General features: G+C 55.6%; 21 protein-coding genes and 3 pseudogenes. 10 read left to right on the top strand and 14 right to left on the bottom strand.

The genetic code is table 11. The annotated features are described in order from the left end of the window. Positions 1–68 precede the first annotated feature (68 nt). From N7D90_RS12270 to N7D90_RS12290, 5 genes are all read right to left on the bottom strand, one after another. The gene (locus N7D90_RS12270) at positions 69–905 is read right to left on the bottom strand and encodes an AraC family transcriptional regulator (protein ID WP_261738269.1); all 837 of its coding nucleotides are present in this window, start codon (positions 903–905) and stop codon (positions 69–71) included. A 214-nt stretch (positions 906–1,119) separates the two neighbouring features. After that, positions 1,120–2,328, bottom strand: coding sequence for an MFS transporter (locus N7D90_RS12275; protein ID WP_261738270.1), 1,209 nt, complete (start codon positions 2,326–2,328; stop codon positions 1,120–1,122). A gap of 106 nt (positions 2,329–2,434) precedes the next feature. Next, the gene (locus N7D90_RS12280) at positions 2,435–3,298 is read right to left on the bottom strand and encodes a LysR family transcriptional regulator (protein WP_261738271.1); all 864 of its coding nucleotides are present in this window, start codon (positions 3,296–3,298) and stop codon (positions 2,435–2,437) included. Positions 3,299–3,481: 183 nt separating this feature from the next. Beyond that, entirely contained in the window at positions 3,482–3,892 is a 411-nt protein-coding gene (locus N7D90_RS12285) for an NUDIX hydrolase (protein ID WP_261738272.1), read from the bottom strand. A 160-nt stretch (positions 3,893–4,052) separates the two neighbouring features. Then, positions 4,053–4,553, bottom strand: coding sequence for an Lrp/AsnC family transcriptional regulator (locus N7D90_RS12290; RefSeq protein ID WP_261738273.1), 501 nt, complete (start codon positions 4,551–4,553; stop codon positions 4,053–4,055). Between the two features lie 119 nt (positions 4,554–4,672). Here N7D90_RS12290 and N7D90_RS12295 point away from each other — a divergent pair, with 119 nt between their 5' ends. The 3 genes and pseudogenes from N7D90_RS12295 (at position 4,673) to N7D90_RS12305 (ending at position 8,389) form a co-directional block, all read left to right on the top strand. Next, entirely contained in the window at positions 4,673–5,707 is a 1,035-nt protein-coding gene (locus tag N7D90_RS12295; protein ID WP_261738274.1) for a histone deacetylase family protein, read from the top strand. A 50-nt stretch (positions 5,708–5,757) separates the two neighbouring features. Further along, a complete protein-coding gene (locus N7D90_RS12300) occupies positions 5,758–6,810 on the top strand; it encodes an ornithine cyclodeaminase (RefSeq protein ID WP_261738275.1) in 1,053 nt (350 codons plus the stop codon). 164 nt (positions 6,811–6,974) lie between these two features. Continuing rightward, a pseudogene (locus N7D90_RS12305) lies at positions 6,975–8,389 on the top strand (amino acid permease). Here N7D90_RS12305 and N7D90_RS12310 read toward each other — a convergent pair. From N7D90_RS12310 to N7D90_RS12325, 4 genes and pseudogenes are all read right to left on the bottom strand, one after another. Beyond that, positions 8,388–8,564: pseudogene (locus tag N7D90_RS12310) on the bottom strand (transposase domain-containing protein); the annotation flags it as partial. The pseudogenes N7D90_RS12305 and N7D90_RS12310 overlap by 2 nt on opposite strands. A gap of 12 nt (positions 8,565–8,576) precedes the next feature. Next, positions 8,577–9,482 carry a carbohydrate kinase family protein gene (locus N7D90_RS12315; RefSeq protein ID WP_261738276.1) on the bottom strand — a complete coding sequence of 302 codons (906 nt, stop codon included), beginning with the start codon at positions 9,480–9,482 and terminating at the stop codon, positions 8,577–8,579. Positions 9,483–9,551: 69 nt separating this feature from the next. Continuing rightward, positions 9,552–9,764, bottom strand: a pseudogene (locus N7D90_RS12320) (AraC family transcriptional regulator); the annotation flags it as partial. 22 nt (positions 9,765–9,786) lie between these two features. Continuing rightward, the gene (locus tag N7D90_RS12325; protein ID WP_261738277.1) at positions 9,787–11,352 is read right to left on the bottom strand and encodes a carbohydrate porin; all 1,566 of its coding nucleotides are present in this window, start codon (positions 11,350–11,352) and stop codon (positions 9,787–9,789) included. Between the two features lie 167 nt (positions 11,353–11,519). Between N7D90_RS12325 and N7D90_RS12330 the strand changes: the two genes are divergently transcribed. Genes N7D90_RS12330 through N7D90_RS12350 form a run of 5 tightly spaced genes read left to right on the top strand, consistent with a single transcriptional unit; the run spans position 11,520 to position 17,289 of the window. Further along, on the top strand, positions 11,520–12,794 hold the full coding sequence (locus tag N7D90_RS12330) for an ABC transporter substrate-binding protein (RefSeq protein WP_261738278.1): 1,275 nt from the start codon (positions 11,520–11,522) through the stop codon (positions 12,792–12,794). Positions 12,795–12,815: 21 nt separating this feature from the next. After that, positions 12,816–13,778, top strand: a complete 963-nt coding sequence (locus N7D90_RS12335; protein WP_261738279.1) for a carbohydrate ABC transporter permease — start codon at positions 12,816–12,818, stop codon at positions 13,776–13,778. Beyond that, positions 13,775–14,617, top strand: a complete 843-nt coding sequence (locus N7D90_RS12340; protein WP_261738280.1) for a carbohydrate ABC transporter permease — start codon at positions 13,775–13,777, stop codon at positions 14,615–14,617. Before N7D90_RS12335 ends, N7D90_RS12340 begins: the two co-directional genes overlap by 4 nt. Before the next feature lie 27 nt (positions 14,618–14,644). Continuing rightward, positions 14,645–15,781: an ABC transporter ATP-binding protein gene (locus tag N7D90_RS12345; RefSeq protein WP_261738281.1), complete on the top strand. Its 1,137-nt coding sequence runs from the start codon at positions 14,645–14,647 to the stop codon at positions 15,779–15,781. Positions 15,782–15,819: 38 nt separating this feature from the next. Continuing rightward, a complete protein-coding gene (locus N7D90_RS12350) occupies positions 15,820–17,289 on the top strand; it encodes a glycoside hydrolase family 32 protein (RefSeq protein WP_410012297.1) in 1,470 nt (489 codons plus the stop codon). Positions 17,290–17,490: 201 nt separating this feature from the next. Here the strand turns inward: N7D90_RS12350 and N7D90_RS12355 are convergent, their stop codons facing one another. The 4 genes from N7D90_RS12355 to N7D90_RS12370 form a co-directional block, all read right to left on the bottom strand. After that, positions 17,491–18,090, bottom strand: coding sequence for an MliC family protein (locus N7D90_RS12355; protein WP_261738283.1), 600 nt, complete (start codon positions 18,088–18,090; stop codon positions 17,491–17,493). Positions 18,091–18,313: 223 nt separating this feature from the next. Then, the gene (locus tag N7D90_RS12360) at positions 18,314–18,736 is read right to left on the bottom strand and encodes a hypothetical protein (protein WP_261738284.1); all 423 of its coding nucleotides are present in this window, start codon (positions 18,734–18,736) and stop codon (positions 18,314–18,316) included. Further along, positions 18,733–19,398 (bottom strand): major royal jelly family protein, encoded by a 666-nt coding sequence (locus N7D90_RS12365; RefSeq protein WP_261738285.1) that lies wholly within the window; start codon positions 19,396–19,398, stop codon positions 18,733–18,735. Before N7D90_RS12365 ends, N7D90_RS12360 begins: the two co-directional genes overlap by 4 nt. A 105-nt stretch (positions 19,399–19,503) precedes the next feature. Beyond that, entirely contained in the window at positions 19,504–19,821 is a 318-nt protein-coding gene (locus tag N7D90_RS12370; protein ID WP_261738286.1) for a putative quinol monooxygenase, read from the bottom strand. A 168-nt stretch (positions 19,822–19,989) separates the two neighbouring features. Here N7D90_RS12370 and N7D90_RS24705 point away from each other — a divergent pair, with 168 nt between their 5' ends. Further along, positions 19,990–21,342, top strand: coding sequence for an MFS transporter (locus N7D90_RS24705; protein WP_410011761.1), 1,353 nt, complete (start codon positions 19,990–19,992; stop codon positions 21,340–21,342). 21 nt (positions 21,343–21,363) lie between these two features. Then, a complete protein-coding gene (locus tag N7D90_RS12385; protein WP_261738287.1) occupies positions 21,364–22,953 on the top strand; it encodes an aldehyde dehydrogenase (NADP(+)) in 1,590 nt (529 codons plus the stop codon). A 145-nt stretch (positions 22,954–23,098) separates the two neighbouring features. On the opposite strand, the gene N7D90_RS12390 is transcribed toward N7D90_RS12385, so the two are convergent. Further along, entirely contained in the window at positions 23,099–24,016 is a 918-nt protein-coding gene (locus tag N7D90_RS12390; protein ID WP_261738288.1) for a LysR family transcriptional regulator, read from the bottom strand. Between the last annotated feature and the right edge of the window lie 49 nt (positions 24,017–24,065).

The following is a 24,065-nucleotide window of genomic DNA, read 5'->3' on the forward strand; positions in this document are numbered from 1 at the left end:
ACAACGAAAACAACATGGCATGGACTCCTTGATCAGATAGGAGGCCTATGGTCGCGGGTCAACGGGATTCAGTCTGGAAGGTTTGAGCAGCGCTTGCGGTAATCGGCCGGTGTGAGCTGGTAGGCGCGACGGAACCAACGCCCCATATGGCTTTGATCGGAGAACCTGAGGGTACTGGCCACCTGCGCAGGCGACTCGCCCCGCGCCAGCAATTGCCGAGCTTTGGCCAGCCGAAGCTGAATCAAATAAGCATGGGGCGCCAGCCCAAATGCTGCCTTGAAGGCTCGCGTCAGGCGAAAACGATCAACACCACAGGCCTGGGCCAAATCGTCCAGCCCGATGTCCTCGTAGACATGGGCATGCAGATAGTCACGTGCGACTTGGGCCACCAATGGCATGCGGGGGTCAAATACCTTGTGCTTGCGCCAATCAAGGTGGCAAGTAAGCGCCCCCAGCAAAGTGTCGATGGCGTTCTGACGCACAATGCGCAAGTCACCTTCATGGAGTGCCTGGAAAGCGCTATAAATGGCAGTCGCCAAGCCCGGATCCTGACTCAATGTGTCGGCAAAGCCCGGCTGACTGTTGACAGGCGCTTGCTCGAACAATGCGAGCAACTCCCGTTCCAGCCAGTGCGGATCGAGGTAGAGCATGGAATAGGTAAAACCCTCCTCGGTCGGGGCATGTCCATCGTGGATTTCTCCAGGTTCCAGCATGAATACCTTGCCCGGAGTACTGAAGTGGCGAACGCGACGGCAATTGAACTGTTGCACACCCTGCTCGGTGACACCTACCAGAAAACTGTCATGCCAATGCGGATCGTAGGCATGCCCCTGAAAATGGGCGCGAATCGACTCAATCCCTGTATCAGCATCCTGGGACAGTTCAATCCAGTTGCGTTTATTCACGGAGCGCTCCAGAGGTAATGATTTAACGTGAAACTGTGGGGAATGGCTAAATTACAACGCTTTGAAAAGATCGTTTAGAAGATTTGTGCAGGTTTTGATGAGCTACATCTGCAAATTCTGAAATGCGCAACGCGGTCAGCAAGATGGACTGGAGATGTCTACGGTGCCGGGGCGATTCACAGATTATCGATCTGTTGCCGCATAAGTGGGCTATTTAACCCTCGCCATCTGTACGAACTTGACTTTGATTCGGGACGCGCCTCCAAAGCTGCATAAGCGCCAATGAAGCAAGACTAGCGATACTGAGCGCAAGTGAACTGATTCCAATGCTCACCCCCCAGAAGTCGATCAAGTAACCAGTTAACACCGGAATCGCACCGGCAGGCACATATCCCCCCATGTTGAACACGGCGTTGGCTTCGGCTCTTCGCTGCGCTGGCACATTGTCAGCAATAAGGCTCAGTCCGCCTAACTGGCCCAAGCCTTGACCGGCGCCTGCCAGTAGCGCAGAAGTGATCAGCCATGGAGCGGAGCCGGTTTTAAGCGAGATCCATACGAAGATCATTGATGAAATAGTAGCGATCCCGCTTAGCGAAAATACGGTACGGCTGCTGAATTCCTTGGCTGCGAACTGTACGGTTACGGCCACGAGGAACATTGAAAAGGCCATACAACCTGTTACAAGGGGGCTGTTCACGCCCAGAAATGTGGCTATCAGCTTGGGGCCGAGCGACAGAATGAATGAAGTCGATGTGATTCCAGGGCCGAAGAAGGCTATCCCTAACAGCACGATGCCGAGATTTTGCTTGGCAACGGTAGGCAAACGCGGTTTAAACGAACCGATCCCAAGCTTCAGGTTCCTCTGATTAAGCAGCGCCACGAGCGCCACACACAAAATCGCAATCTCTATTCGGAAGACTGTGTGGATCGGGTTTGGGAAATATTGCGCCACGACCCCCGCCAATAGCGGCCCGGTGCCTGCTCCGGCCACCATTGCGACAGACGCCATTAGCGAAGCAAAGTGTTTGTGATGCGGCTGAGCATGCTCAACAACATTCGCCATCCCCCCAGACACAACGAGGCCAACCGAAACGCCTGTGAGAAAGCGTGCGAGCATCAAGACGCCAATGCTGTTGGCCTGGTCGAAAAGAATGGCTGCAACGATAGCAAGCCCCACACAGGGCAGTAGGAGTGCTTTGCGCCCGTAGTGGTCGGACAACTGCCCCGCTACGGTGAGAGCAAGAAGGAGGCCTATGATGTAGCAGGCAAATATAACGGTCAGCACCCCGGACGTGAAGCCAAGGGATTGCTGCCAGGAGCTGTAGAGCGGCGTAGCAGCATTCGACAGTATAAAGATCGCGGTCACGATCCACGCTGTCCGGTACACAGCCATTGAGGTTTGTTTGGGGTAGGTACTGCTCATGGGTGAATAGCCTCTATCTTCAGTCAGAAATTCAAATTCTGACTAGGGTAGAGATATGCCAGGTGACGGCCTATTCGCTAAAAACACAAACGGGATGTGAAAAAATTCACGGATCTCGCGCCAGCATTAGCCCATCCATGAGGAAATCCAAGACTGCTCGGATTTTTAGAGAACCGCGGAGATCTTCATGAAACGCGAGCCAGATGGGCAGTTCCAGCGGTGTGTGATCCACATCAACGGCAACCCTCGCCAGCCCATATTCCGTGCCTAAAAAATCCGGAAGGAAAACTATGCCAGCATTACCTACGGCAGCTAATGCCTGGATGCGCAGGTCATTGCTGGTGACGGAGATCGGCCGTCCACCCAGCCGATCCAGGAGCCATTGCTGCTGTATCGAATCGCCCATGCTACGGTCGTAGCCTATGAACTCGAACTGTTCAGGTTCACGTTGATCGATGTAGTCCTTGCTAGCATGAGGGTAAAAACGCAAGGAGCCGAGGCTTTTGGCGACGACGCTCTGTTCTTCCGGCCTGCTGAAGGTAATGGCAATATCCGTTTCTTTCCTCGCTAACGAAGCGGTGGACTTGGCTCCAACGAGCCTGAGCTGTAACCGGGGATAACGCTCGCGCAATACTCCGAGCCGCCGAGCTACCAAAGTTCCGAGGTACGCAGGAGGTGCGGACAAGATTACCTCGCCCTCAATGCGACTTTCTTCCCTGTCAGCAAATCGCCTGAGCGCAAGTGACGCAGACTCCATCTGCGCTGCATATTCACCTACCTTTACACCATCCTCGGTCAGTTGGTAAACACGGCCCCTACGATCTACAAGCTTCATGTTCAAAGAAGCTTCGAGCGCAGCGATTCGGCGAACCACAGTCGCGTGCTCCACCCCCAGCGAGCGTGCCGCTGCGGCTAAGGAGCCCTCATGAACAAAGGCAAAGAAAAAACGGAGGCTATCCCAGTCGAGCATATTGATCATCAGGTGTGGTTACGAGAGGCTTCTCAGCAAGCTATAGGCCTAGCTTACCGAGTAATGAGGTGACACTGCCGCATAAAGGTTGGGCTCGAGGTCGTCCCATGTTATCCGCCTTCAAGAACTTCTGCCGACCCAGCGGGTGCGGGCTGACTGGCTCAAGAAGAGCTGAACGCACACTTAGGCTTCAGCGAGGGCCGTCCGGAGAAAGCTTAAAGCATCCCTGAAAACCTGATGCCATCTTTCAGAAGGCTCACTCATCAGAGGATGCCAGAAAAATCTGAATTCATGACCTCCATCATCTTCCGCAAAATGCACCCAAGTATCAGGAAGGTCTTGGGCAACATGACACTCATGAAATGCCCATGTGTGCCCCGTTACAATGGAATGCCACTCACCCAAATCTCGCCTTGCAGTGGATTGAATCCCAGCTTCTTCTATCAACTCTCGCACAGCAGCCAAGTCGGTTGACTCACCTGGGTCGACACTGCCTTTCACTAATTGCAGGCCTGCCAATGGATGCTCAAACGCCAGGATTTCCAACGTTTCGCGGGTTCGCAGAACCACAGGGCAAGATTTATCTGCTGCCATACCGCGACACCTGTTCAGTCATCCTTATGTGAGTCGAGTAGCATAAGGGAAGCGAGCGGCCATCGAAATTGAATTTGACGTAGCAATTACCCCGTCGACTCATACTCTGGTGCATGCGGTAACGCCAGAAACGCTGGCAGATGATCTAACCTCTGCCCATTCACTCCTTGCTCGATTTGGGTATCGCAATACGGGTACTGGTCTTGACCTCGCGTAAAGCTAGACTGGACTGAATGGAGGCAATACCCACCTGACGTCTGAGCACCTGCTCGATAAAGTCGCTGTAGCTATCAAGATCCTCTGCCAACACTTGCAGCACGTAATCGGCATCCCCGGTGATCTTGTGACACGACAACACTTCAGGCAATTGAGCAATCACCGCCTCGAAGGCGTCGGGAGCATGATCGGCGTGGGTTGAAAAACGGATGTGCACGAACGCCATGATATCCAACCCCAGCATTCGTCGATCAAGGTTCGCCTGATAGCCCTTGATCACACCCGCCTCCTCCATTCTCTTTCGCCGTCGCCAGCAAGGCGTCAGGCTTAACGACAGACGTTCACTGAGCTCGGCGTTGGAAATGCTCGCATCTTCTTGCAGCAGCGTGAGTATCGCCAGGTCAGTCTCGTCGAGACTGATGCGTTTGGATAATTTTTTCTTCATTGAGCCAACCCAGAGTAAAAAAGCCCGAACAATCTAGATAATCACGAAAATAAAGCAAAGAAAGCGCATCCAAGCCGGAACAGAATATTTGCACTGGCTCACAATAACGGATGCGCAGAATGTTTACAGTTTTCAGTGATTCCCACCGTTTGCACCACGGCACCGAATTGAAAGACGGCGTGCTCAAGCCGTCGTTCGAACAACCCAGTCGGGCCGATACCGTCCATAACCGCGTCAAGCAGGTTGGCCTTGGTCAGATCATCGAGCCGCGGGCATTTGACCGCTCGTGCTACGTCAACGCGCACAGCGAGCGCTACGTCAGCTTTCTAGAAAGCGCTTGGTCAGAATGGTGCGCGACCGGACGTACGCACGATGCCCTACCGCTGGTATGGCCAGTTCGTGACCTGTCCAACGAGCAAGTCCCGGCTTTCATCGACGGCAAGCTCGGCTTCTTTGCCATGGACGCCGGCTCCCCGATTACCGCTACCACTTGGCAAGCGGTAAAAACCAGTGCAGACATTGCCCTCACTGGCCTGGCACTGATCGATGAAGGCCATGACAGTGCTTTTGCCCTGTGCCGCCCGCCCGGCCATCACGCAGCGCGTGAATACATGGGCGGATATTGCTATCTCAACAACGCCGCCATTGCTGCACAGCAGGCCATTACCCAAGGTGCCAAACGTGTCGCCGTACTGGACGTCGACTTTCATCACGGAAATGGCACCCAGAACATTTTCTACGGGCGTAATGACGTCATGTTTGTCTCGCTGCACGGCGAACCGGCGGTGTCCTATCCGTACTACTCAGGTTTCAGCCACGAAATCGGTGCTGGCCAGGGTGAAGGTTACAACCTCAATTACCCCCTGCCTAAAAACACCACCTGGGAAAGTTATCGCAACGCCCTGCTTCACGCGTGCAAAAAACTGCAGCAATTCGCCCCTGAGGTGCTGGTTATTTCACTCGGCGTCGACACATTCAAGGACGACCCCATCAGCCACTTCCTACTGGAGAGTGAAGACTTCATTGGCATCGGTGAGCTGATCGCAAGCGTCGGCTGCCCTACCCTGTTCGTGATGGAGGGAGGCTACATGGTCGATGAAATCGGGATCAATGCGGTCAACGTGCTGCATGGTTTCGAGAGCAAGCGCGCCTGACCCATCCCTTGCGCTACAAAATTTCAGTTAGACAACCGGAGAATAAAAAAATGACTCTTTTCATTGATGTCGACGATGCCGCACGCCTATTCACCACGATAGGAATTCGCCGGGCAATCCGCGAAATGGCGGCATACATCGAGGCCGACTATTCACGCTGGGCGCAGTTTGATAAATCGCCGCGCACAGCCAATCACTCAGCAGACGGAGTGATTGAGTTGATGCCCACCGACGATGGAAAGCAATATTCGTTCAAGTATGTGAATGGCCACCCTGACAATGGTCAGAGAAAATTGCTGACAGTCATGGCCTTCGGTCTCCTGGCTGAAGTCCACAGCGGCTATCCAACCCTGCTTAGCGAACTCACATTAACAACCGCAGTGCGTACTGCTGCAACCTCCGCATTGGTCGCGCAATCTCTCGCACGAACAGGCGCTAGCTCGATGGCAATCATCGGCAATGGTTCACAGAGTGAGTTTCAGGCACTCGCTTTCCATGAAATGCTGGGCATCAACGAAATCCGTATTTTCGATATTGATCTCAACGCGTCACTCAAGTTGAAGCAGAACCTGGAGTCCTTCCCGAATATCAAAGTGATTCTTGCCAGCTCCGTACATGAAGCGGTTAAGGGCGCGGACATTGTTACCACGGTCACCGCAGACAAAACCTATGCAACGATATTGACGCCAGAAATGATCGAGCCGGGTATGCATATCAACGCCGTCGGTGGTGATTGCCCGGGTAAAACCGAGCTGCACGCCGACATCCTGCGCAACGCTCGGGTCATCGTGGAGTTCGAACCACAAACACGAATTGAAGGCGACATCCAACAACTGGAAGCCGACTTTCCTGTAGTCGAGTTTTTCCGAATTGTGCTGGGCGAAGTGCCCGGCCGCGAGAGCGATGCGCAAGTCACTGTGTTCGATTCGGTGGGCTTTGCGCTGGAAGACTTTTCTTCGCTGCGCTACTTGCACGACCTTGCGCGCAACCACCGGATCGGCGAACGCATCCACCTGGTGCCGACTCCGACCAACATAAAAAACCTTTACCAATTGCTTGATCAGCAGCCAGCTGTCCCCTCACGTCTGCGCACGGTCAGCTGATGGCTATCGGCGTTGCCCCTGAGCAATGTGCCTGGGGCCCCTTACCGCCCCACGCAACGCGAAACCTTGCCACCTACCGTCCCTAGCCGTTGCATCCCCAACAAGAAAGATAGACAGCCACTTTTCTGCCAAAACTCAAAAACATAAAATCAAGAGGTTTTGTAATGAAATCGACTCCCTCCGAACGGGCAGAACAGCCCGCGCTGCAGCGCACGCTCAGCAATCGTCACATCCAATTAATGGCCATGGGTGGCGCCATCGGCACCGGCCTTTTCATGGGCTCCGGGAAATCATCGCCCTGTCCGGTACATCGATCATCCTCATCTATATGATCATCGGACTGTTCGTTTTTTTCGTCATGCGTGCCATGGGCGAAATGCTGCTTTCCAATCTGAATTTCAAAACCTTTGCGGATTTTGCAGGCGCCTATTTGGGCCCAAGGGCGGCTTTTTTTCTCGGCTGGTCATACTGGCTGAGCTGGAGCGTTGCTGTGATAGGCGATGCAGTCGTGGTCGGCGGATTCTTTCAGTATTGGTTTGCGAATGTGCCCGCGTGGATTCCCGCTATCGGGATGCTCGCAACACTGTTCGCGTTAAACGTACTGACTGTCAGGATTTTCGGTGAGGTGGAGTTCTGGTTCGCGATCATCAAGATCATTGCTGTTGTGACCCTAATAGGCGTCAGCATGGTGCTGATTGCGACATCCTTCGTCTCCCCTAGCGGTGTCACTGCATCATTTAATAATTTGGTGGATAAACAGGCGGCATTCCCTAATGGCTTGTTCGGCTTCTTCGCTGGTTTTCAGATGGCGATCTTCTCGTTCGCCGGCACCGAATTAATCGGCACAGCGGCGGCGGAAACCCGCTCCCCAGAGAAGACTCTGCCTAAAGCCATCAACTCCATTCCTCTGCGAATTATCCTGTTCTACGTACTAGCGCTGACCTGCATTATTGCCGTGACTTCCTGGCATCAGGTTTCACCGGTCAAAAGCCCTTTTGTCGAACTGTTCCTGGTTGCAGGGTTTCCAGCAGCAGCCGGAATCGTCAACTTTGTAGTGCTGACATCCGCCGCATCGTCAGCCAATAGTGGCGTTTTTTCTTCCAGCCGTATGCTGTTTGGGCTGGCTAGCCAGAACAACGCTCCGAGGATTTTCCAGCGATTGTCGAGCAACAGCGTGCCTCTTCTAAGCTTGGCTTTCACCACACTGTTGATGCTAATTGGCGTACTGGTGCTGTTTATCGTTCCGGAAGTCATGACTGCATTCACCATCGTCTCTACCGTGTCGGCGATCTTGGTGATCTTCACCTGGTCGACCATCCTTGCGTCTTACATTGCCTATCGTAAAAAGCGGCCTGAGCTGCATGCACAATCTGCTTTCAAGATGCCTGGCGGCGTTCCGATGGCCTGGATTTCCCTAGCATTCCTGGGCTTTGTTCTTTGCCTGCTCGGGTTGAGACCTGACACTCGTATCGCCCTGATGGTCATGCCCGGATGGTTCGTGTGGTTGGCAATTGCTTATCAGCTGACCCGCTCAAACAAGCCTGAACCTGCAGTCGTTTCGGCAAGTAATTACAGCTGATGCTTTGAAGCTCTGCTTCAATCGCTGCGATATCGGTATCGATGAGGTCGTCGAGCAGGCTGGCCTGCTCGGGATTCATCTGCTCACTGCGCTTGGCAAATTTCAAACGCTTGAGTTGGGCGATCTCATGGTGCAGTTTTTCGATGAGTGTCTCGACACGCTGCATCAACTGCACCGCTAACCATAGTCAGGTATCTAGCTGCGTCAGAAAACCCTCCACATCAGCTAGTGCAGGCGCATAGGCTCCGGCATGACAGCAAGATATGGATGCGCAAGCCGCTGAAAATCGCAGGCGCTCTTTCAAATCTGCGATCCCCAGCAACTCCGCAGCCAGCCAACCGGCCATACAAGCGTCTCCGGCTCCAACCGTGTCTGCCACTTTCACGGCAATAGCCGGCTGATTAAGTTGACTGTCCGGGGTGTGGAGTATCATCCCACGCTCCCCTCGGGTAAAAAGAATCTGCGCCTGAGGATTAAGAGCCCGAAGCTCATCCATTGCCTGGTGCTCGGTCAACCCAGGATAGATTTGCTGAAGGTCTTCGTCGGAAAGTTTAATCATGTCAGCAAGGGCGGTCATCGTAGGGAAGGTTTGCTCCCTGTAATGGCTGTCCATCAAATTGCGCCAGTTCGGATCATAGCTAATCCGTTTACCGGCTTCCTTGGCCTGTTGAGCAATTTTAATCAGCCTGCCCGCGAGTGGCTGTCGGGCCAAACTGATGCAGCTGAAATGGCACAGCTCTACTTGGTTGATCCAACCATCGGGCATCAGATCAGGATCAAAAAATAGATCGGCATCCCCAGCAAAAAAGTATCTTGGGGGACGGCTCGATGGAACGATGGCGACCAGAGAATCTCGATCTACCCGTTGGATAAAATCCATATTTAACGCAGCCGCTTGCGACTGAAAAACTATCTCGTCACCTAGCGAATCTGTGCTTATCGACCCAGCAAATGCGCTGCTAACACCTAAGCGGCTTAGCGCTCGCGCAACATTCCAGGGAGCACCACCTGGGTAGCCCTTCCACTGTCCAGGGGTGCCTTGGACAAGGTCGGTCAGGGCTTCGCCAAATACTACTACGCGAGGCAATACCATCGTAATCTCCTGATTTTTCTGTCGTAGGGGTGACTGCTGTCTGCTCAGCTTCGACCAGTAATCCCTTACTCAATGCACTTTGGTGAAAGGCAAGAATCGATGAGTACCGATTCGATTGAGCAACGTCATCGCTGTTTCGCGACGATATTCGCTCGGTATCTGTTCCTTTTCGGCGTGAAAGTGTCTGTTGAAGTTAGAGAATTTTTCATCGCCAACCTCAAAGCAGATTTCTCCAACCAACGCCCCTGCTTGCAACGACAACCGGCAGGCGCGCTGGAGACGTGTTGGCCAACGCAGTCAGATACTAAAACCACGTTTCCATTTGCACACCGTATTGCCATACCCCCCCAGCACGGAAGTCCGTCATGCCAAAGGTGTCTGAGGTACTGTATCTGTCCAGATCCGAAGACCAATTCATGAAGCTTGCGAACACTCGTAACTCGGGGCGAGTGAGCAAATCTCCAACGTCAGGCTTGAATGTTGGGGCGACAGTAAATTTCCAAAAATTACCGTCGACCGCATTACGTTGTAGATAGCCCTTGGGGTCGAGGTTCATGTTTTGCCAGCTCATTTCGTAGGCCATCTCAAAATTACTGTTAATTGCATTGGCCAAACGCAAGTTCAGGGTCATCCAGCGATAATTGTCACCCTTGACGTATCTATCCTTGCTTTGTTCAGCCAACAAGCTGGGGCCGATGCGCCAACCAGGCGCAATAGGGGTCTCGCCATAAAGTGCCAGACGCAGAGCGCGGGCGTCGTCAATCAGCTCACCATCCGAGCCGATGTTCTTGACCTCTGCCCCCAAACCTTGCCCATAGAGCAGCGCCGTTTTGAAGAAACCTTCCCTGCCAAAAAAGTTTTTCTGGTGGTTGGCCAGCATGCTGTGCAAGCCGGAATCCGCAGGCGTCAAACCTGCTTCATTGGTACGGGAACTGAAATCGTTTTTCTTTGCGCCGATGGCATTGAACATCCACTGCCACTGACCGTTATCGAAGAACTGATTGGAGGTCAGGATGTAGCTTTCCACGTCGGCGTTGAGTCCGCCTTCACTGAAATCACCGTAGTCGCGCCCGATCAAGGAGTAGTTCGAGCGCCAGCTTTTGCTCATCTGCACATCGTAGATACCACCCCCGGTGCCAGCCAGAAAAACGACGTCCGAGTCCAGCCAGTGGATATCGTAGTTATCTCGATCAAATCGCTTACCAGCCCACAAGGTGGCGTTCTCGAACACCGAATTACCCTTGAATGCAGCAACATGATCAAGCTCTGAAAATACCTGACGCACGTTCAGGCTACTTTCATCGGCCGTCCAGTCATTGGAGCTTTCTACTCCGTCAGCGATGGAAACCGTGAATTTTGAACGGGTGCCGTTTTGCGCATAGATTTCTTTCGACAAGTCTATGCGCATATAGGTGTCGTCTTCGTTTCCGAGCCGCCCAACTGCCCCACCGACTGAACCGGCAGGCGTTGAATATGGGCCGCCACGGCCACCACCAAGTCCATCGTTAATCAGCAATCCCGAGCGGGCGTAGCCCTTGAAACTGAACCCGTCAGTGAGGTTTGCGGTACTGCCTTGTTTCTCCATGCTTTGCTGGCGGGCTTCGAGTTTTGCCAACCGGGTGTCCACAGTGGGCGCCGCAATGGCTGTCGCATTGGACACCGCTGGCTGCAAGGTGGGTGTGGCGAGTTTGATCTGCTGCAATTCCCTGGCGAGTGCCTGGGTTTGTTGTTCGGCTGCGGCTGCACGCTTTTCCGCTGCGCTGGCACGGGCTTCAAACGCAGCCATGCGTTCTTCCAGAGTCGCGGCATGGGCGGTCGCCGTCGTAGTGCCGAGCACGCCTGCGAGTAGCCAGCTTGATGCTTTCTGCATGTGAACTTCCTAGATTGTTTTTATTGTTTTTTGCTCTCGTGACGGCCACTTCTCGTCAACCTCGAATTGTCACAGGGAACGAAAAAAGGATGCCTAATCGCAATTACACTGCTACATTTTGCAATGTTAACGTTACCTTTTTTAAAAACAAAAATAAATGGTGCTCAATGAAACAGCTCAAAACTCTTCTTCCCGCCGCGTTATTCACCCTGTTTGTCGGACTTCCATCCGTCTCCAGTGCCGCCGATTTGACGATCTCGTGCGGAGCTGTGGGTGCGGAGTTGCAACTCTGCAAAGAGGCGGTCGATGCTTGGTCGAAACAGACCGGCAACAACGTCCAAGTGGTTTCCACGCCTAACTCGGCGACCGAGAGGTTGTCGTTCTACCAGCAAATTCTCAGCGCGCAGTCCACTGACATCGACATCATCCAAATCGACATGGTGTGGCCCGGCATGCTGGCCAAGCATCTGCTGGATCTGCGCGAAGTGCTGCCCGCCGATGCGACGCAAGGCTATTTCCAGGCGCAGGTGGATAACGCGACAGTGAATGGGCGGCTAGTGACGATGCCGTGGTTCACCGACTCGGGCCTGCTGTACTACCGCAAGGACTTGCTCGAGAAATACAACAAGCAGGTTCCCCAGACCTGGGAGGAAATGACCACTACCGCCCGGGATGTTCAACAGGCTGAACGCAACGCCGGGAACGCCAATGCGTGGGGTTATATCTTTCAGGGACGCGCTTACGAGGGGTTGACGTGTAATGCGCTGGAGTGGATCAGCAGCCAACCGGAAGGCGGCTTGGTCAATCCACGCGGAGATATCGTGATCAACAGTCAGGCCTCAAGAACTGCTTTGGCCCTGGCAAAAAGCTGGGTAGGCGACATCTCCCCGCGCGGCGTACTCAACTACACCGAGGAAGAAGGACGTGGCGTATTCCAGTCAGGAAATGCGCTGTTCATGCGTAACTGGCCTTATGTCTGGGCCCTGGTACAAGGCCAGGACAGTGTCGTAAAAGACAAGGTCGGGGTCGCTCCCCTGCCCCGCGGCGGGATGACCGGCACCCATGCATCCACTCTCGGTGGCTGGGGCCTGGCGGTATCGCGATACAGCGCTCATCCAGAACTCGCTGCAGAGTTAGTTAGCTACCTGACCAGTGCTCAACAGCAAAGACACCGCGCCCTGATAGGCGCCTATAACCCGGTTATCGAGTCGCTGTATCAAGATCCCGAATTGCTCGCGGCAATGCCTTACTACAGTCAGCTGCACAGCATTCTCAACGACGGGGTCATGCGCCCCGCCTCAATAACCGCCGAGCGCTATCCACGGGTCTCCAATGCGTTCTTCGATCGAGTGCATGGCGTTCTGTCGGGCGAGTTACCTGTCGATCAGGCGCTGGCCGAACTGGAAAGCGAACTCACGCGCATCAAACGCAAAAACTGGTAAGCCACAAGGAAGATAATAACCATGCCTGCCTCTCTTACTCTTGCTGCCCATGATGAGCATCTGCTCACCAGGGAAACGCCCATACAACGTCGCCGAGTACGCGCCGCCTGGCTGTTTCTGGCACCAATGCTGCTGTGTCTGGCCCTTGTCGCGGCCTGGCCGCTACTGCGGACATTCTGGTTCAGCCTGACCGACGCCAACCTAGCGGACAGCGGTGGCGGATCCTTCGTGGGCTTGAGCAATTATCTGTTTCATGACGAGTCCAACTGGTCGGGCATCCTGGTTGATCCACAATGGTGGAACGCTGTGCGCAACACGTTGCATTTCACCGTGGTGTCGGTGGGGCTGGAAATCGTTCTGGGGCTGTTGGTGGCGTTGCTGCTGAACATCAAGTTCACAGGCCGCTCCCTGGTGCGTGCGCTGATTCTGATTCCGTGGGCGATTCCTACCATTGTCTCGGCGAAGATCTGGTCATGGATGCTCAACGACCAGTTCGGGATCATCAATCATATGATGCTAAGCGTCGGCCTGATTGATGCCCCCCTGGCCTGGACAGCTGATGCGGACCTGTCGATGTGGGCGGTCATCATCGTCGACGTCTGGAAGACCGTACCTTTTGTCACGCTACTGATGCTGGCTGCATTGCAGATGTTGCCGAGCGATTGTTACGAAGCTGCCAGGGTCGATGGTATTCATCCACTGAAAGTGTTCTGGCGCGTCACGCTTCCACTTTTGATGCCCGCATTGTTGGTGGCGGCAATCTTCCGCATCCTCGATTCCCTGCGGGTATTCGACGTCATCTATGTGCTGACCTCAAACTCTTCCAGCACCATGAGCATGTCGGTCTATGCCCGCCAACACCTGGTGGAGTTCCAGGATGTTGGCTACGGCAGCGCAGCCTCAACTCTGCTGTTTCTGGTCGTTGCGGTAATCGCCATGCTTTATCTCTACCTCGGACGCCGTCAAATGGAGGTTCGATCATGAGCCTGCGCCAACTCAAAAAAACGCTGTTGCGCTTCGGGTTCTGGTGTCTGATCGGGGTTTTGTTGCTGTATGCGGTCTTCCCTTTCTATTACGCCATCGTGACCTCACTAAAGCCGTCCAGCGCCTTGTTCGAGGTCAGTTACTGGATCCACAATCCCGACTTCTCCAATTATGCGACGGTACTCCACCAAGCCTCATTCCTGCGGGCTATCGCTAACTCGCTGATAGTCTCGCTTTGCGTAGTGACGCTGGCGCTGTTCCTCAGTGTGACTGCCGCCTATGCCTTGGGAAGAGTGAAATTCCGTGGGCGTGGCACGGTATTGATGATGGTTCTCGGCGTGTCGATGTTTCCCCAGGTCGCTGTACTGTCGGGGCTGTTCGAAGTGATCCGCGCACTAGGTCTGTACAACACGTCTTGGGCGTTGATCCTGAGCTACACCATTTTCACCCTGCCCTTCACTGTCTGGGTGCTGACCACGTTCATGGGGCAACTCCCTCATGAGCTGGAAGAAGCGGCAATCATGGATGGCGCTTCGCCCTGGGTCACGCTTACCCGGGTGCTGTTGCCACTGCTATGGCCCGCACTGGTTACCACGGGGTTGTTAGCCTTTATCGCCGCGTGGAACGAGTTCCTGTTCGCCTTGACCTTCACCCTCACAGATGCACAACGCACGGTGCCCGTCGCCATCGCCTTGATTTCCGGCGGTAGCCCCCATGAGCTGCCCTGGGGGCTGTTGATGGCCGCATCGGTACTGGTCACCGTCCCACTGGTGATCCTGGTGCTGATCTTCCAGCGTCGAATCGTTTCCGGTCTCACTGCCGGTGCCCTAAAGGGTTGATGCCCAAAAACTACAAGGAACAGCATCGTGATCAAATTGAAGCTAGACAACGTGAACAAACAATTGGGCGGCGCGCGGATTCTTCGCGACGTTAGCCTGGAAATTGCTGCGGGTGAATTCGTGGTCTTCGTTGGCCCTTCGGGTTGCGGAAAGTCGACCCTGCTGCGACTGATCGCCGGGCTGGATTCGATCTGCGGCGGCGACCTGTTGATCGATGGGCGAAGGGTCAACGATCTGGAACCGCGCGAGCGTGGCGTCGGAATGGTGTTTCAGTCTTATGCTCTGTACCCGCACATGAGCGTCTACGACAACATCAGCTTTGGCCTCAAACTGGCCAAGACTGACAAGATCAGCTTGCGCGAGCGCGTGCTGAAAACCGCGCAAATCCTGCAATTGGACAAGCTACTTCAACGCAAGCCAAAGGAGCTGTCTGGCGGACAGCGCCAGCGCGTGGCAATGGGTAGGGCCATGGCGCGGGAACCGGATATTTTGCTGTTCGATGAGCCGCTCTCCAATCTGGATGCATCCTTGCGAGTGCAGATGCGCAACGAAATCGCCCGGCTGCATGATCGACTTGGTTCGACAATGATCTACGTCACCCACGATCAAGTGGAGGCGATGACCCTGGCCGATAAGATTGTTGTGCTCAACGGCGGTCGCGTAGAGCAGGTCGGCTCACCGCGCGAACTCTATGAGCGTCCTGCAAGCCGCTTTGTCGCCGGTTTCCTCGGCTCGCCCAAAATGAATTTTCTGACGGCGCGCCTGCATGCCCCGGGAGAAACCAGTCTGGTCGACACCCCAGTGCTGGGCATGACCTCCCTGCCCTTCGATAGCTCGAACCTGGCGGCGGGTGCGCTGCTGACCATGGGGGTTCGCCCCGAGCACATCTCGCTCAAAGTGGCAGAGGCAGCCGCTGGAATCGTCGTGACCGGGGTTGAATACCTTGGCAGCGAAACCTATGTGCACCTCGAAACAGGACAGGACGAGCCACTGATCTGTCGTTGTGAGGTCAGCGCCGGATGGCAGGCTGGCGATCGGGTCGAACTGCAGCTGGACATCGACAAACTGCACCTGTTCGATGACGACGGCGCAGCCTTGAAGCGCACCCCACACATCATTGAAAACCTGCGCAGTGATGTGTCTCTGCACGCAGTCCGAGTATAGGGCTTATGACCATGTCGTCGAATGACCTCAGTGATCCAATGCCTTCTTGCCTCGACCTTGCGCAGCGTGCACTGACTGATGGCCAGTCTCGCGTCATCCAGGATTATCGACCCGGTTATCATATCGCCCCGCCGGCAGGCTGGATGAACGACCCTAACGGGGTCGTGTACTTTCGTGGCGAATATCACGTTTTCTATCAACATTACCCCTTCGATGCGAAATGGGGCCCTATGTATTGGGGGCATGCCAAGAGTGCCGATCTGGTTCATTGGCAGCATCTGCCCATCGCGCTAGCACCCGGCGAGGACTTCGACCGTGATGGTTGTTTTTCCGGTAGTGCAGTGGTGTGTGGAGATACGTTGGCACTGATCTACACCGGCCACAACTGGCTGGGAGAAGTGGGTGATGAACGCTTGATCCGTCAAGTTCAGTGCCTGGCCACCAGCACTGACGGCATCCAATTCGTCAAGCATGGCGCCGTCATCGAGACCCCGCCGCAAGACACCATCATGCACTTTCGCGACCCCAAGGTATGGAAGGAAAATGGCCATTGGTACCTCATTGCTGGCGCACGTCTGGGCGATATACCGCTGCTCCCGCTGTACCGTTCCACCGATCTGCACACCTGGGAGTTTCTTGACTATGTGGCAGGCGGCAGCGAGGGCGATGGCTATATGTGGGAGTGCCCGGATCTGTTTCGGCTAAACGGACACGATGTGCTGCTGTACTCGCCTCAAGGTATGCAATCCGAAGGTTACGAACGGCTCAACAAGTACCAGACGGGTTACCGAGTGGGCCGACTCGACAACGAGTGGCACTTCACCGGCGGGCCGTTTATCGAGCTGGATAATGGCCACGACTTCTATGCCGCACAAACGCTATTGGCCCCTGATGGGCGGCGCCTCGTGTGGGCCTGGCTCGACATGTGGGAAAGCCCGATGCCAAGCCAGGCTCATCATTGGTGCGGCATGCTCAGCTTGCCACGAGAACTTGAACTTTGTGCCGATCGCCTCTGCGTGTTTCCGGCACGGGAGCTCACCGCTCTGCGCGAGGCGCCGTTGCCGGGTACGCCCTGGTGGGATGAGCAGGGAACCCGAGGGGTGCCGGAAGTGAGTGGCGATATGCTGGAAATCCATGTGCATCTGGATTTGCTCGGCTGCACCGATGGGCAGTTGGGAATCGCCCTGCGCTGTAGCGACGATGGTCATGAACAAACCCTGCTCTACTACGATGCGGTGTTGCAACGCCTGGTGCTTGACCGCTGCCGCTCGGGTGCGCAAGTCACCGGTCAGCGCAGCGTGTCGATAGACGCGACACAAAAGTCACTGGCACTGCGCGTGTTCCTCGATCGCTCGTCCATTGAGGTATTCGACGAAAACGGACGCTTCAGCCTCAGCAGTCGCATCTACCCACAACCCGGTAGTTTGGGTGTGAAGCTTCTTGCAAGCGGGAGTGGCGGACGAGTCTCGATTCCCAGGGCCTGGACTCTCGCCTCGGGATGGTTGTGAGCCGCGTCATTCAAGTCGCGAGATCAGGGGTCGCAAGATGGTGGTCGTCAGTTTCGCCAGCGTCTCTGGCGGTACCGCATACACCAGAGCCTGAGCGGGCTGATGCCCGCTCAGGCCGAGAGAAACTTGACGTCGTGTCCGAAGCCCAGAGGGTAAGGAGTTGGTCTACCTGAGGAGGCATTGCAGCCTTACCCTGATGATTCATCCACTCTTTTTGCAGGTCATCTCCTTGGCACCGTAGCCCCAGGCCACCCGCGCTTCACCCTGGTGCTCCCAAAAGCTCTCATTTCGACCTTGGTAATGCGCGCCGCTGGCCGAGGGGACGGCCACCATTAATGATTGCTGATTCTTATAAGTTGCATTGATGGACGGTGGATCCGTCTGGAAGAACGTCACCACGACATTGCCGTCACTACCGCATTCAAACTTCACCGGACCACTGGAAGCAACCAGTCCATAGCCTGCCTGGATTTCGACGATACGCTGGGTGTAGCTTTCGCGCAGGCATGTCTGCTGGTCCTCAGCTTTCCAACACTCGTCTCGGCCCTTGATCCAGCCACGTTGCTCGGCCTTGAGGATATTGGCCGCACTTGCGGCCTTCTTGAGGGCCGTGTCATAGACTCCGGCCAACGTGCGGTCCAGGGTCGACAGCTCATCACTCTGGCAAATCAGCGCTTCAGCGGAACTGGACATCGTCGGGCTGCACTTGAACGAAGGTCCAGTTTGAGCCTGGACGGCAGTGGCGAACCCTGCAGCCAGCAGTGCGAGCGGCAGGAAGGCTATTGAGTAATTGAAAGGCATGAAGGTGCTCCTGTGAAGGTAAAAAGTGTAGGCAGTGACCCGACCAGCTGTTATCCATACGCCAACCTGTCGACTCAAGATAAAAATGAACGCTCACTTGATACTGACAACGCTTTCGCTGGTCAGTCTGGCTTTTTCCTGCAAAAGAGGCAGATTTATAATTTATATGGGCGATACGGAAAAGCCCCCTGCCGCTGATATCAGAGATGGAGGGCTGTAGAACTCAGCGGGTGGGGAGCAGGAAAACTGTCATTGGCCACTGGACGCGCGCAGTGCCGTCATTGAACAAACCGACCCGATCCATTTGCGCCGCAGGCAACCAGAGCATGCCCTCGCTATCAAGAAACGGGGCATCCACCCAATGCAAACGAGTATCGACGATTAACGTCTCGATACGTCCATCGGGTCGTCGGACCCGTATCGCATCATGGGCCAGGTCCGAGAAGTACAGGTTCCCCTTGGCATCCATCACGGTGCCGCCCGTTGGCGGCAGATCAGCAAAAGATTCAACCCGGCTGGCGAGTTGCGCGGGCGTCAAGTCTGGCGCTGTCAGGTCGCTGATACGCACCTTGGACCATGGGCCCTGCAGGGGGCCGTAATACAACCATTGCCCGTCCGGGCTGACTTCCAGAGGATCGGCATTCACACGCAGCGCACTCCCCCCGGAGCCTTGACGGATTGGCCGCTTAGCACAATGTCTCTATCGCTCCCGGCGCTGACGGACTGATGCCCGTCCAGCACGCGCCTGGCGCTGCCACTGAGTAGATCCAGAACGATGATGCCCGCGTTTCCCGCATCGGTCAGGAAGGCATAATTTCCCTGGAACCGTACATCATCGATATAGCTGCCTGGCCGGGCGACCTCGACGGGAAAGAGATAAGTGCGCACCACACGTTTTTCAGCCAGGTCTATGGCGACGAGCTTGGCCCCATCCGGTATCGGGTTGCCACCAAACTCAGCAGCGCCGGTGTCCACCACCCACAGCGTGGTCTTCTCACGCCGCAGGGCGTTAATGTTGACGAACGCTTGCCGTGCATCCTTTGCCGGTGCCCAGGCATTCCACGCCGAATCCGGGTACGCAGCCCGCCGTCCTTGTCCATCGACAATACTCAACTGCGGTCCGCTGCCTGCGGTCCACCGGGGGCCTGCGACATAGGTTTGGCCTTCAAGGTGAGCCACTGCGTTCCAAATCTTCTCATGACTTTGCAGGGCTACTTCAAGGGTCGCAGGCCTGCTTTGCTGGCTTGCACAGCCCGTTAGCGCCACGGCCATTGCCAGCCCGTACCACCAAGGATCGACGCTGCTCATTGTGGAACCTCAGTAAAGGAATGCTGGGCCATGTTTATTCTTCTGATAAGGGTTGAAGAGTACTGCCCGACCAACAAAGCGTGGCGGGCAGCTTTAATGAGCGATTTAAAATTCCTGGTTCGACACTTGCTCAAGAAAAATCAGTTGCAAGGGCTCATCGAGCAGGTCATCGGCGATGGCTGCAAATCGCTGGAAGTACGGCATGGCAAAGTGAGTATCGAGTGCGGCTTGGTCCTCGAAGGCTTCGCGCATGTAAAAAGTGCCGCGTTCATCGCGCAACTCAAACAATACGTAGTCAAGGTTCCCCGGCTCCGCGCGTGTCGGCTCAACCAACGCCAACAGCGCCTCCTTCAAAACCTGCTGTTGACCAGCCTTGGCCTTGAGCACAGCGATTGATACCAACACTTTACTGGACACATTCATCATCAATTCTCCACTCCATCACGATCATTCAAATGCCAATACCGACGGCAGCACCCCGGCGTCAAAGCCATCGCTGCCGTGGCTCAGAAATGTGACGATCATCTTCACCTTCCCAACAGCGGAGAAAAACCTGCAGAATCCGCCAACACTTTCACTGCAGGAGTGAAAATGATCCGTATTGATGATCTGGGTTTGTTTGTGCGCAGCGCTGCGCTGGGTAGCTTCACGGCCGCCGCGCTGGAGGCTGACTTGTTGCCGGGCCAGGTCGCCGCGGCCATCAAGCGCCTGGAGCGAGAGCTGGACGTGCGTTTGTTTGCACGCACCACCCGCAGCATTCGCTTGACCGCCGAAGGCGAGCAATACCTGCCCACCGCTCAAGCGGTACTGGAGACCCTCAAACAGGGGCATGAAAACCTGCGCGGTGAGCACGCGCGTCTTCGGGGCGTGCTGCAAGTGGCTGCACCGTCCGATTTGGGGCGTAATATCTTGCTGCCCTGGCTCTCGGCGTTCCGCCAGCAGAATCCGCAACTCAGCTTGCGGTTTTTCTTGTCCGACCAGGTTTCCGACCTGTTTCGCGACCCGGTGGACGTCGCCATTCGCTACGGTTTGAACGAAGATGCCAGCTATGTTGCCCTGCCGCTGGCACCCTGGAACCGCAAAATACTGGTGGCTTCAAAAGACTATGTAGCGCGTCATGGCTGTCCGCAAAGCCCGGATGACCTGACCCGGCACGCCTGCTTGTTGTACCTGCAAAATGGTCGGGTCTACGACAAATGGTGCCTGGGCAAAGAGACCATCCAAGTCTCAGGCCCGTTGTTCAGCGACGATGCCGATGTGGTGCGGCTTTGGGCATTAGCCGGCGAAGGCATCGCCTACAAATCCTGGCTGGATGTCAGTGCCGATGTGGCCGCAGGACGGCTCGTCGTCTTGCTTGCAGACCACCCGGGTGAGTCTTCGCCATTAAGCCTGGTATGCCCGCACCGCAAGCAGATATCCCCTGCCGTACCCGGCTACTTCGAGCGTGAGCATGGTCTCAGCCTCTATCAAACAGCATGGGTCGTTTCTCTGGCCTACGTGTTTGGTGCTCTGGGCACCATTGTGGCGGGCCGCATCTGCGACCGCTTGGTGAAGAACGGCGCCACCGTGTTGGGCAGTCGCAAGATCGTTGTGGTGTCCGCGCTGCTCTCGGCTGCCGCCTTCACGATTCCGCTTTCGTTTGGCAGCGGCATTGTCCTGAGTGTGATCCTGCTGTGCTGCGCGCTGTTCAGCGTGAACATGGCGAGCTCCACCGCCTGGATGATCGCGAACACCGTAGTGGACAGCCGGCGCGTCGCTTCTTTTGGCTCCATCCAAAACTTCGGCGGATACCTGGCAGGCTCGGTCGCGCCAATTGTCACAGGGTTCAGCATCCAGCAAACGGGCTCTTTTGCCTCTGCATTTTTGATCAGTGCCGTTGTGGCATCTGTGGCAGCGATGGCCTACGCACTGCTACTAAAGCAGCCCATTTCTACTGACAAATAATCAGATTTACGGAGTAAATGTATGCAACTCACTGGCGAACAATTAATTGGCTACCAGGTGATTCGCGGCAAAGGCCGTGAGCTTCTGGCGATTAATCCTGATGACCAGCAGGCCATCAGCACTCCGATCTTCACCTGCGCGACCGCGGATCTTGTCGATCAAGCCTGCGTGCTTGCAGAGCAAGCGTTCGACCCGTTCCGCGCTACCGATCCCGAGACTCGTGCTCAGTTCCTTGAAGCCATCGCTGACGGGATCGTTGAGTTGGGCTCAACCCTGACTGAGCGAGCGCATATCGAGACCGGCCTGCCAATGGCGCGACTGGAAGGTGAGCGTGGTCGCACGGCTGGCCAACTGCGCCTGTTCGCCTCGGTGCTCCGCCAAGGCCGGTGGCAAACCGCTACGTTAGATTCAGCGCTGCCTGAGCGTCAGCCCTTGCCACGCCCTGACCTGCGCATGTGCAAAATCCCGTTGGGCCCGGTTGCTGTATTCGGTGCAAGCAACTTCCCTCTGGCGTTCTCCGTGGCGGGCGGCGATACCGCCTCTGCTCTTGCTGCGGGTTGCCCCGTGGTGGTGAAAGCCCACCGGGCTCACCTCGGCACCTCGGAGTTGGTTGGCCGGGTGATTCAGGAGGCGTCGAAGCGCCTTGAACTGCCGGAAGGGACATTCTCCCTGGTAGTAGGTGATGGCAGTGACGTCGGCCAGCAACTGGTTTCGCACCCCGCTATCAAAGCGGTCGGCTTCACCGGTTCTCGAGCAGGCGGTCTGGCTCTAATGCGCACTTGCGCAGCACGCCCCGAGCCTATCCCGGTCTACGCGGAAATGAGCAGCATCAACCCAGTATTCCTGCTGCCAGGTGCACTGGCTAATCAGGCCAGTGCGATTGCCACTGCCTTCGTGGATGCCTTGGTAATGGGCGCTGGCCAGTTCTGCACCAACCCCGGAGTCGTATTGGCTGTGGAGGGCCCCGATTTGGACGCTTTCCTGGCCCGTGCGGCAGCTCACCTGGCTGAAAAGGCAGCCCAGACCATGCTCACTCCCGGCATTCACTCAGCCTACGAACTGGGGGTCCGCAGAATATCGGGCGAAGCAGGAATAGAAGCGGTTGCGTCGGGGCAGGCTCACTCCGGGGCGACTCAAGCACAAGGGCATCTCTACCAGACTACTTTTGCCAGCATATCGGCCAATGCTGGCATGCTGGAAGAGGTGTTTGGCCCGGCAGCTATTGTGATTCGCTGTCAGAACGTCGAACAGATGCTGGCTTTTGCTCATTCCATCGAGGGGCAATTGACGGCGACGCTTCATCTGGAAAACGAAGATCTGACGATTGCTCAGGGGCTGGTCCAGGCGATGGAGAAAAAGGCCGGGCGCGTGCTTATCAACGGCTTCCCAACTGGCGTTGAGGTTTGCGACTCCATGGTGCATGGCGGCGCCTTTCCAGCGACCTCGGACAGCCGCACGACGTCGGTAGGCTCGACAGCAATTGAGCGCTTCCTGCGTCCGGTCTGCTATCAGAACTTCCCGGACGTTTTGCTGCCTCGGGCGCTTAAGCATTCCAACCCGCTGAATATCTGGCGCCAGGTTGACGGGAAAACTGCTGCTCTATGTAGCTGATTGGTCGCAGCACAAGGAGCCGGAATGGAGGTCCAGGCTCCTCCTCGCGAAAGTCACTTCACAAGAGCATTAAAACAGGCCTTGGAAATCCCCCCCTTTCCTTTCGGACCTAACAATTTGTGTCGATATGTCGACGATGTATTGATCAGGAAAGACCCGATGCAGGGAATTTTTGCTCCTTCAGCTTCTCCATCACCAATCCAATGAATGCTGATACCGCCAATGGCAAATGTTGTCGGCTGGGATAAAGCACATGCAGGCCGTATCCGGTGCGATGGTACTGCGCAAGCACAGACACCAGGCGCCCTGCTTGAAGATCAAGCTTGGTCATCGCGGGCGGCAGCAAGGCAATGCCTAGCCCAGCCAACGTCGCCTTGCGCAAGGCTTGGGCGGTGTTTCCATTGAAACGGCTAGTGATCTGTACCTCTTGCGCGGCATCGTCTGGCCCGTGAAGGACCCAAGTAGTGACTCCGCTAGGATGGCCAAAACTCACACAGTCATGATTGAGCAGATCATCGAGCGTAGTGGGCACCCCTCTTTTTTCAAGGTAATTCGGGCTGGCCACCAGACCTTCGTTACCCGCTTCAAGAAGTTGGCGACCGACGTATCCTGAGTCCTGCAACGCCCCACCTCGAAACGCAATGTCAATGCGATCAGCGATCAAATCGGCGCGTGCATCACTCAGTACGAAGTCGACGTGTACGCGTGGATGGGTGGCCAGAAAATCGGCCACCCATTCCATTGGAAAAAAGTCGAAGAAATCAGCCATTGCCGCAATGCGCACCGTGCCACTCGGTTCCTGGTTTCCCGCAATTAACTGCTGTCCGGCGTCAATCAGGCCTTCTACTGCACCGAAGCATCGCTCGTGAAAAACTTTGCCAGCATAGGTAAGCGTGAGTTTGCGCGTTGACCGCTGCAGCAACCTCGTACCGAGTTGAGCCTCAAGCTGTTGAACGCGCCGACTCAAGGTGTTGGAGGGCATTCCAAGCTGCCGCGCTGCCTCAGCGAAACTGCCGTTTCGTACCACTTGTACAAATAATGCGACGTCATTCAGGTCAATCAACTTCCCGCCCACCTCTTCGAAAATTGGATTAGTTCAATCCAATTATGCC

It is taken from the genome of Pseudomonas fragi (genome assembly GCF_025426255.1).
GTDB lineage: Bacteria > Pseudomonadota > Gammaproteobacteria > Pseudomonadales > Pseudomonadaceae > Aquipseudomonas > Aquipseudomonas kulmbachensis.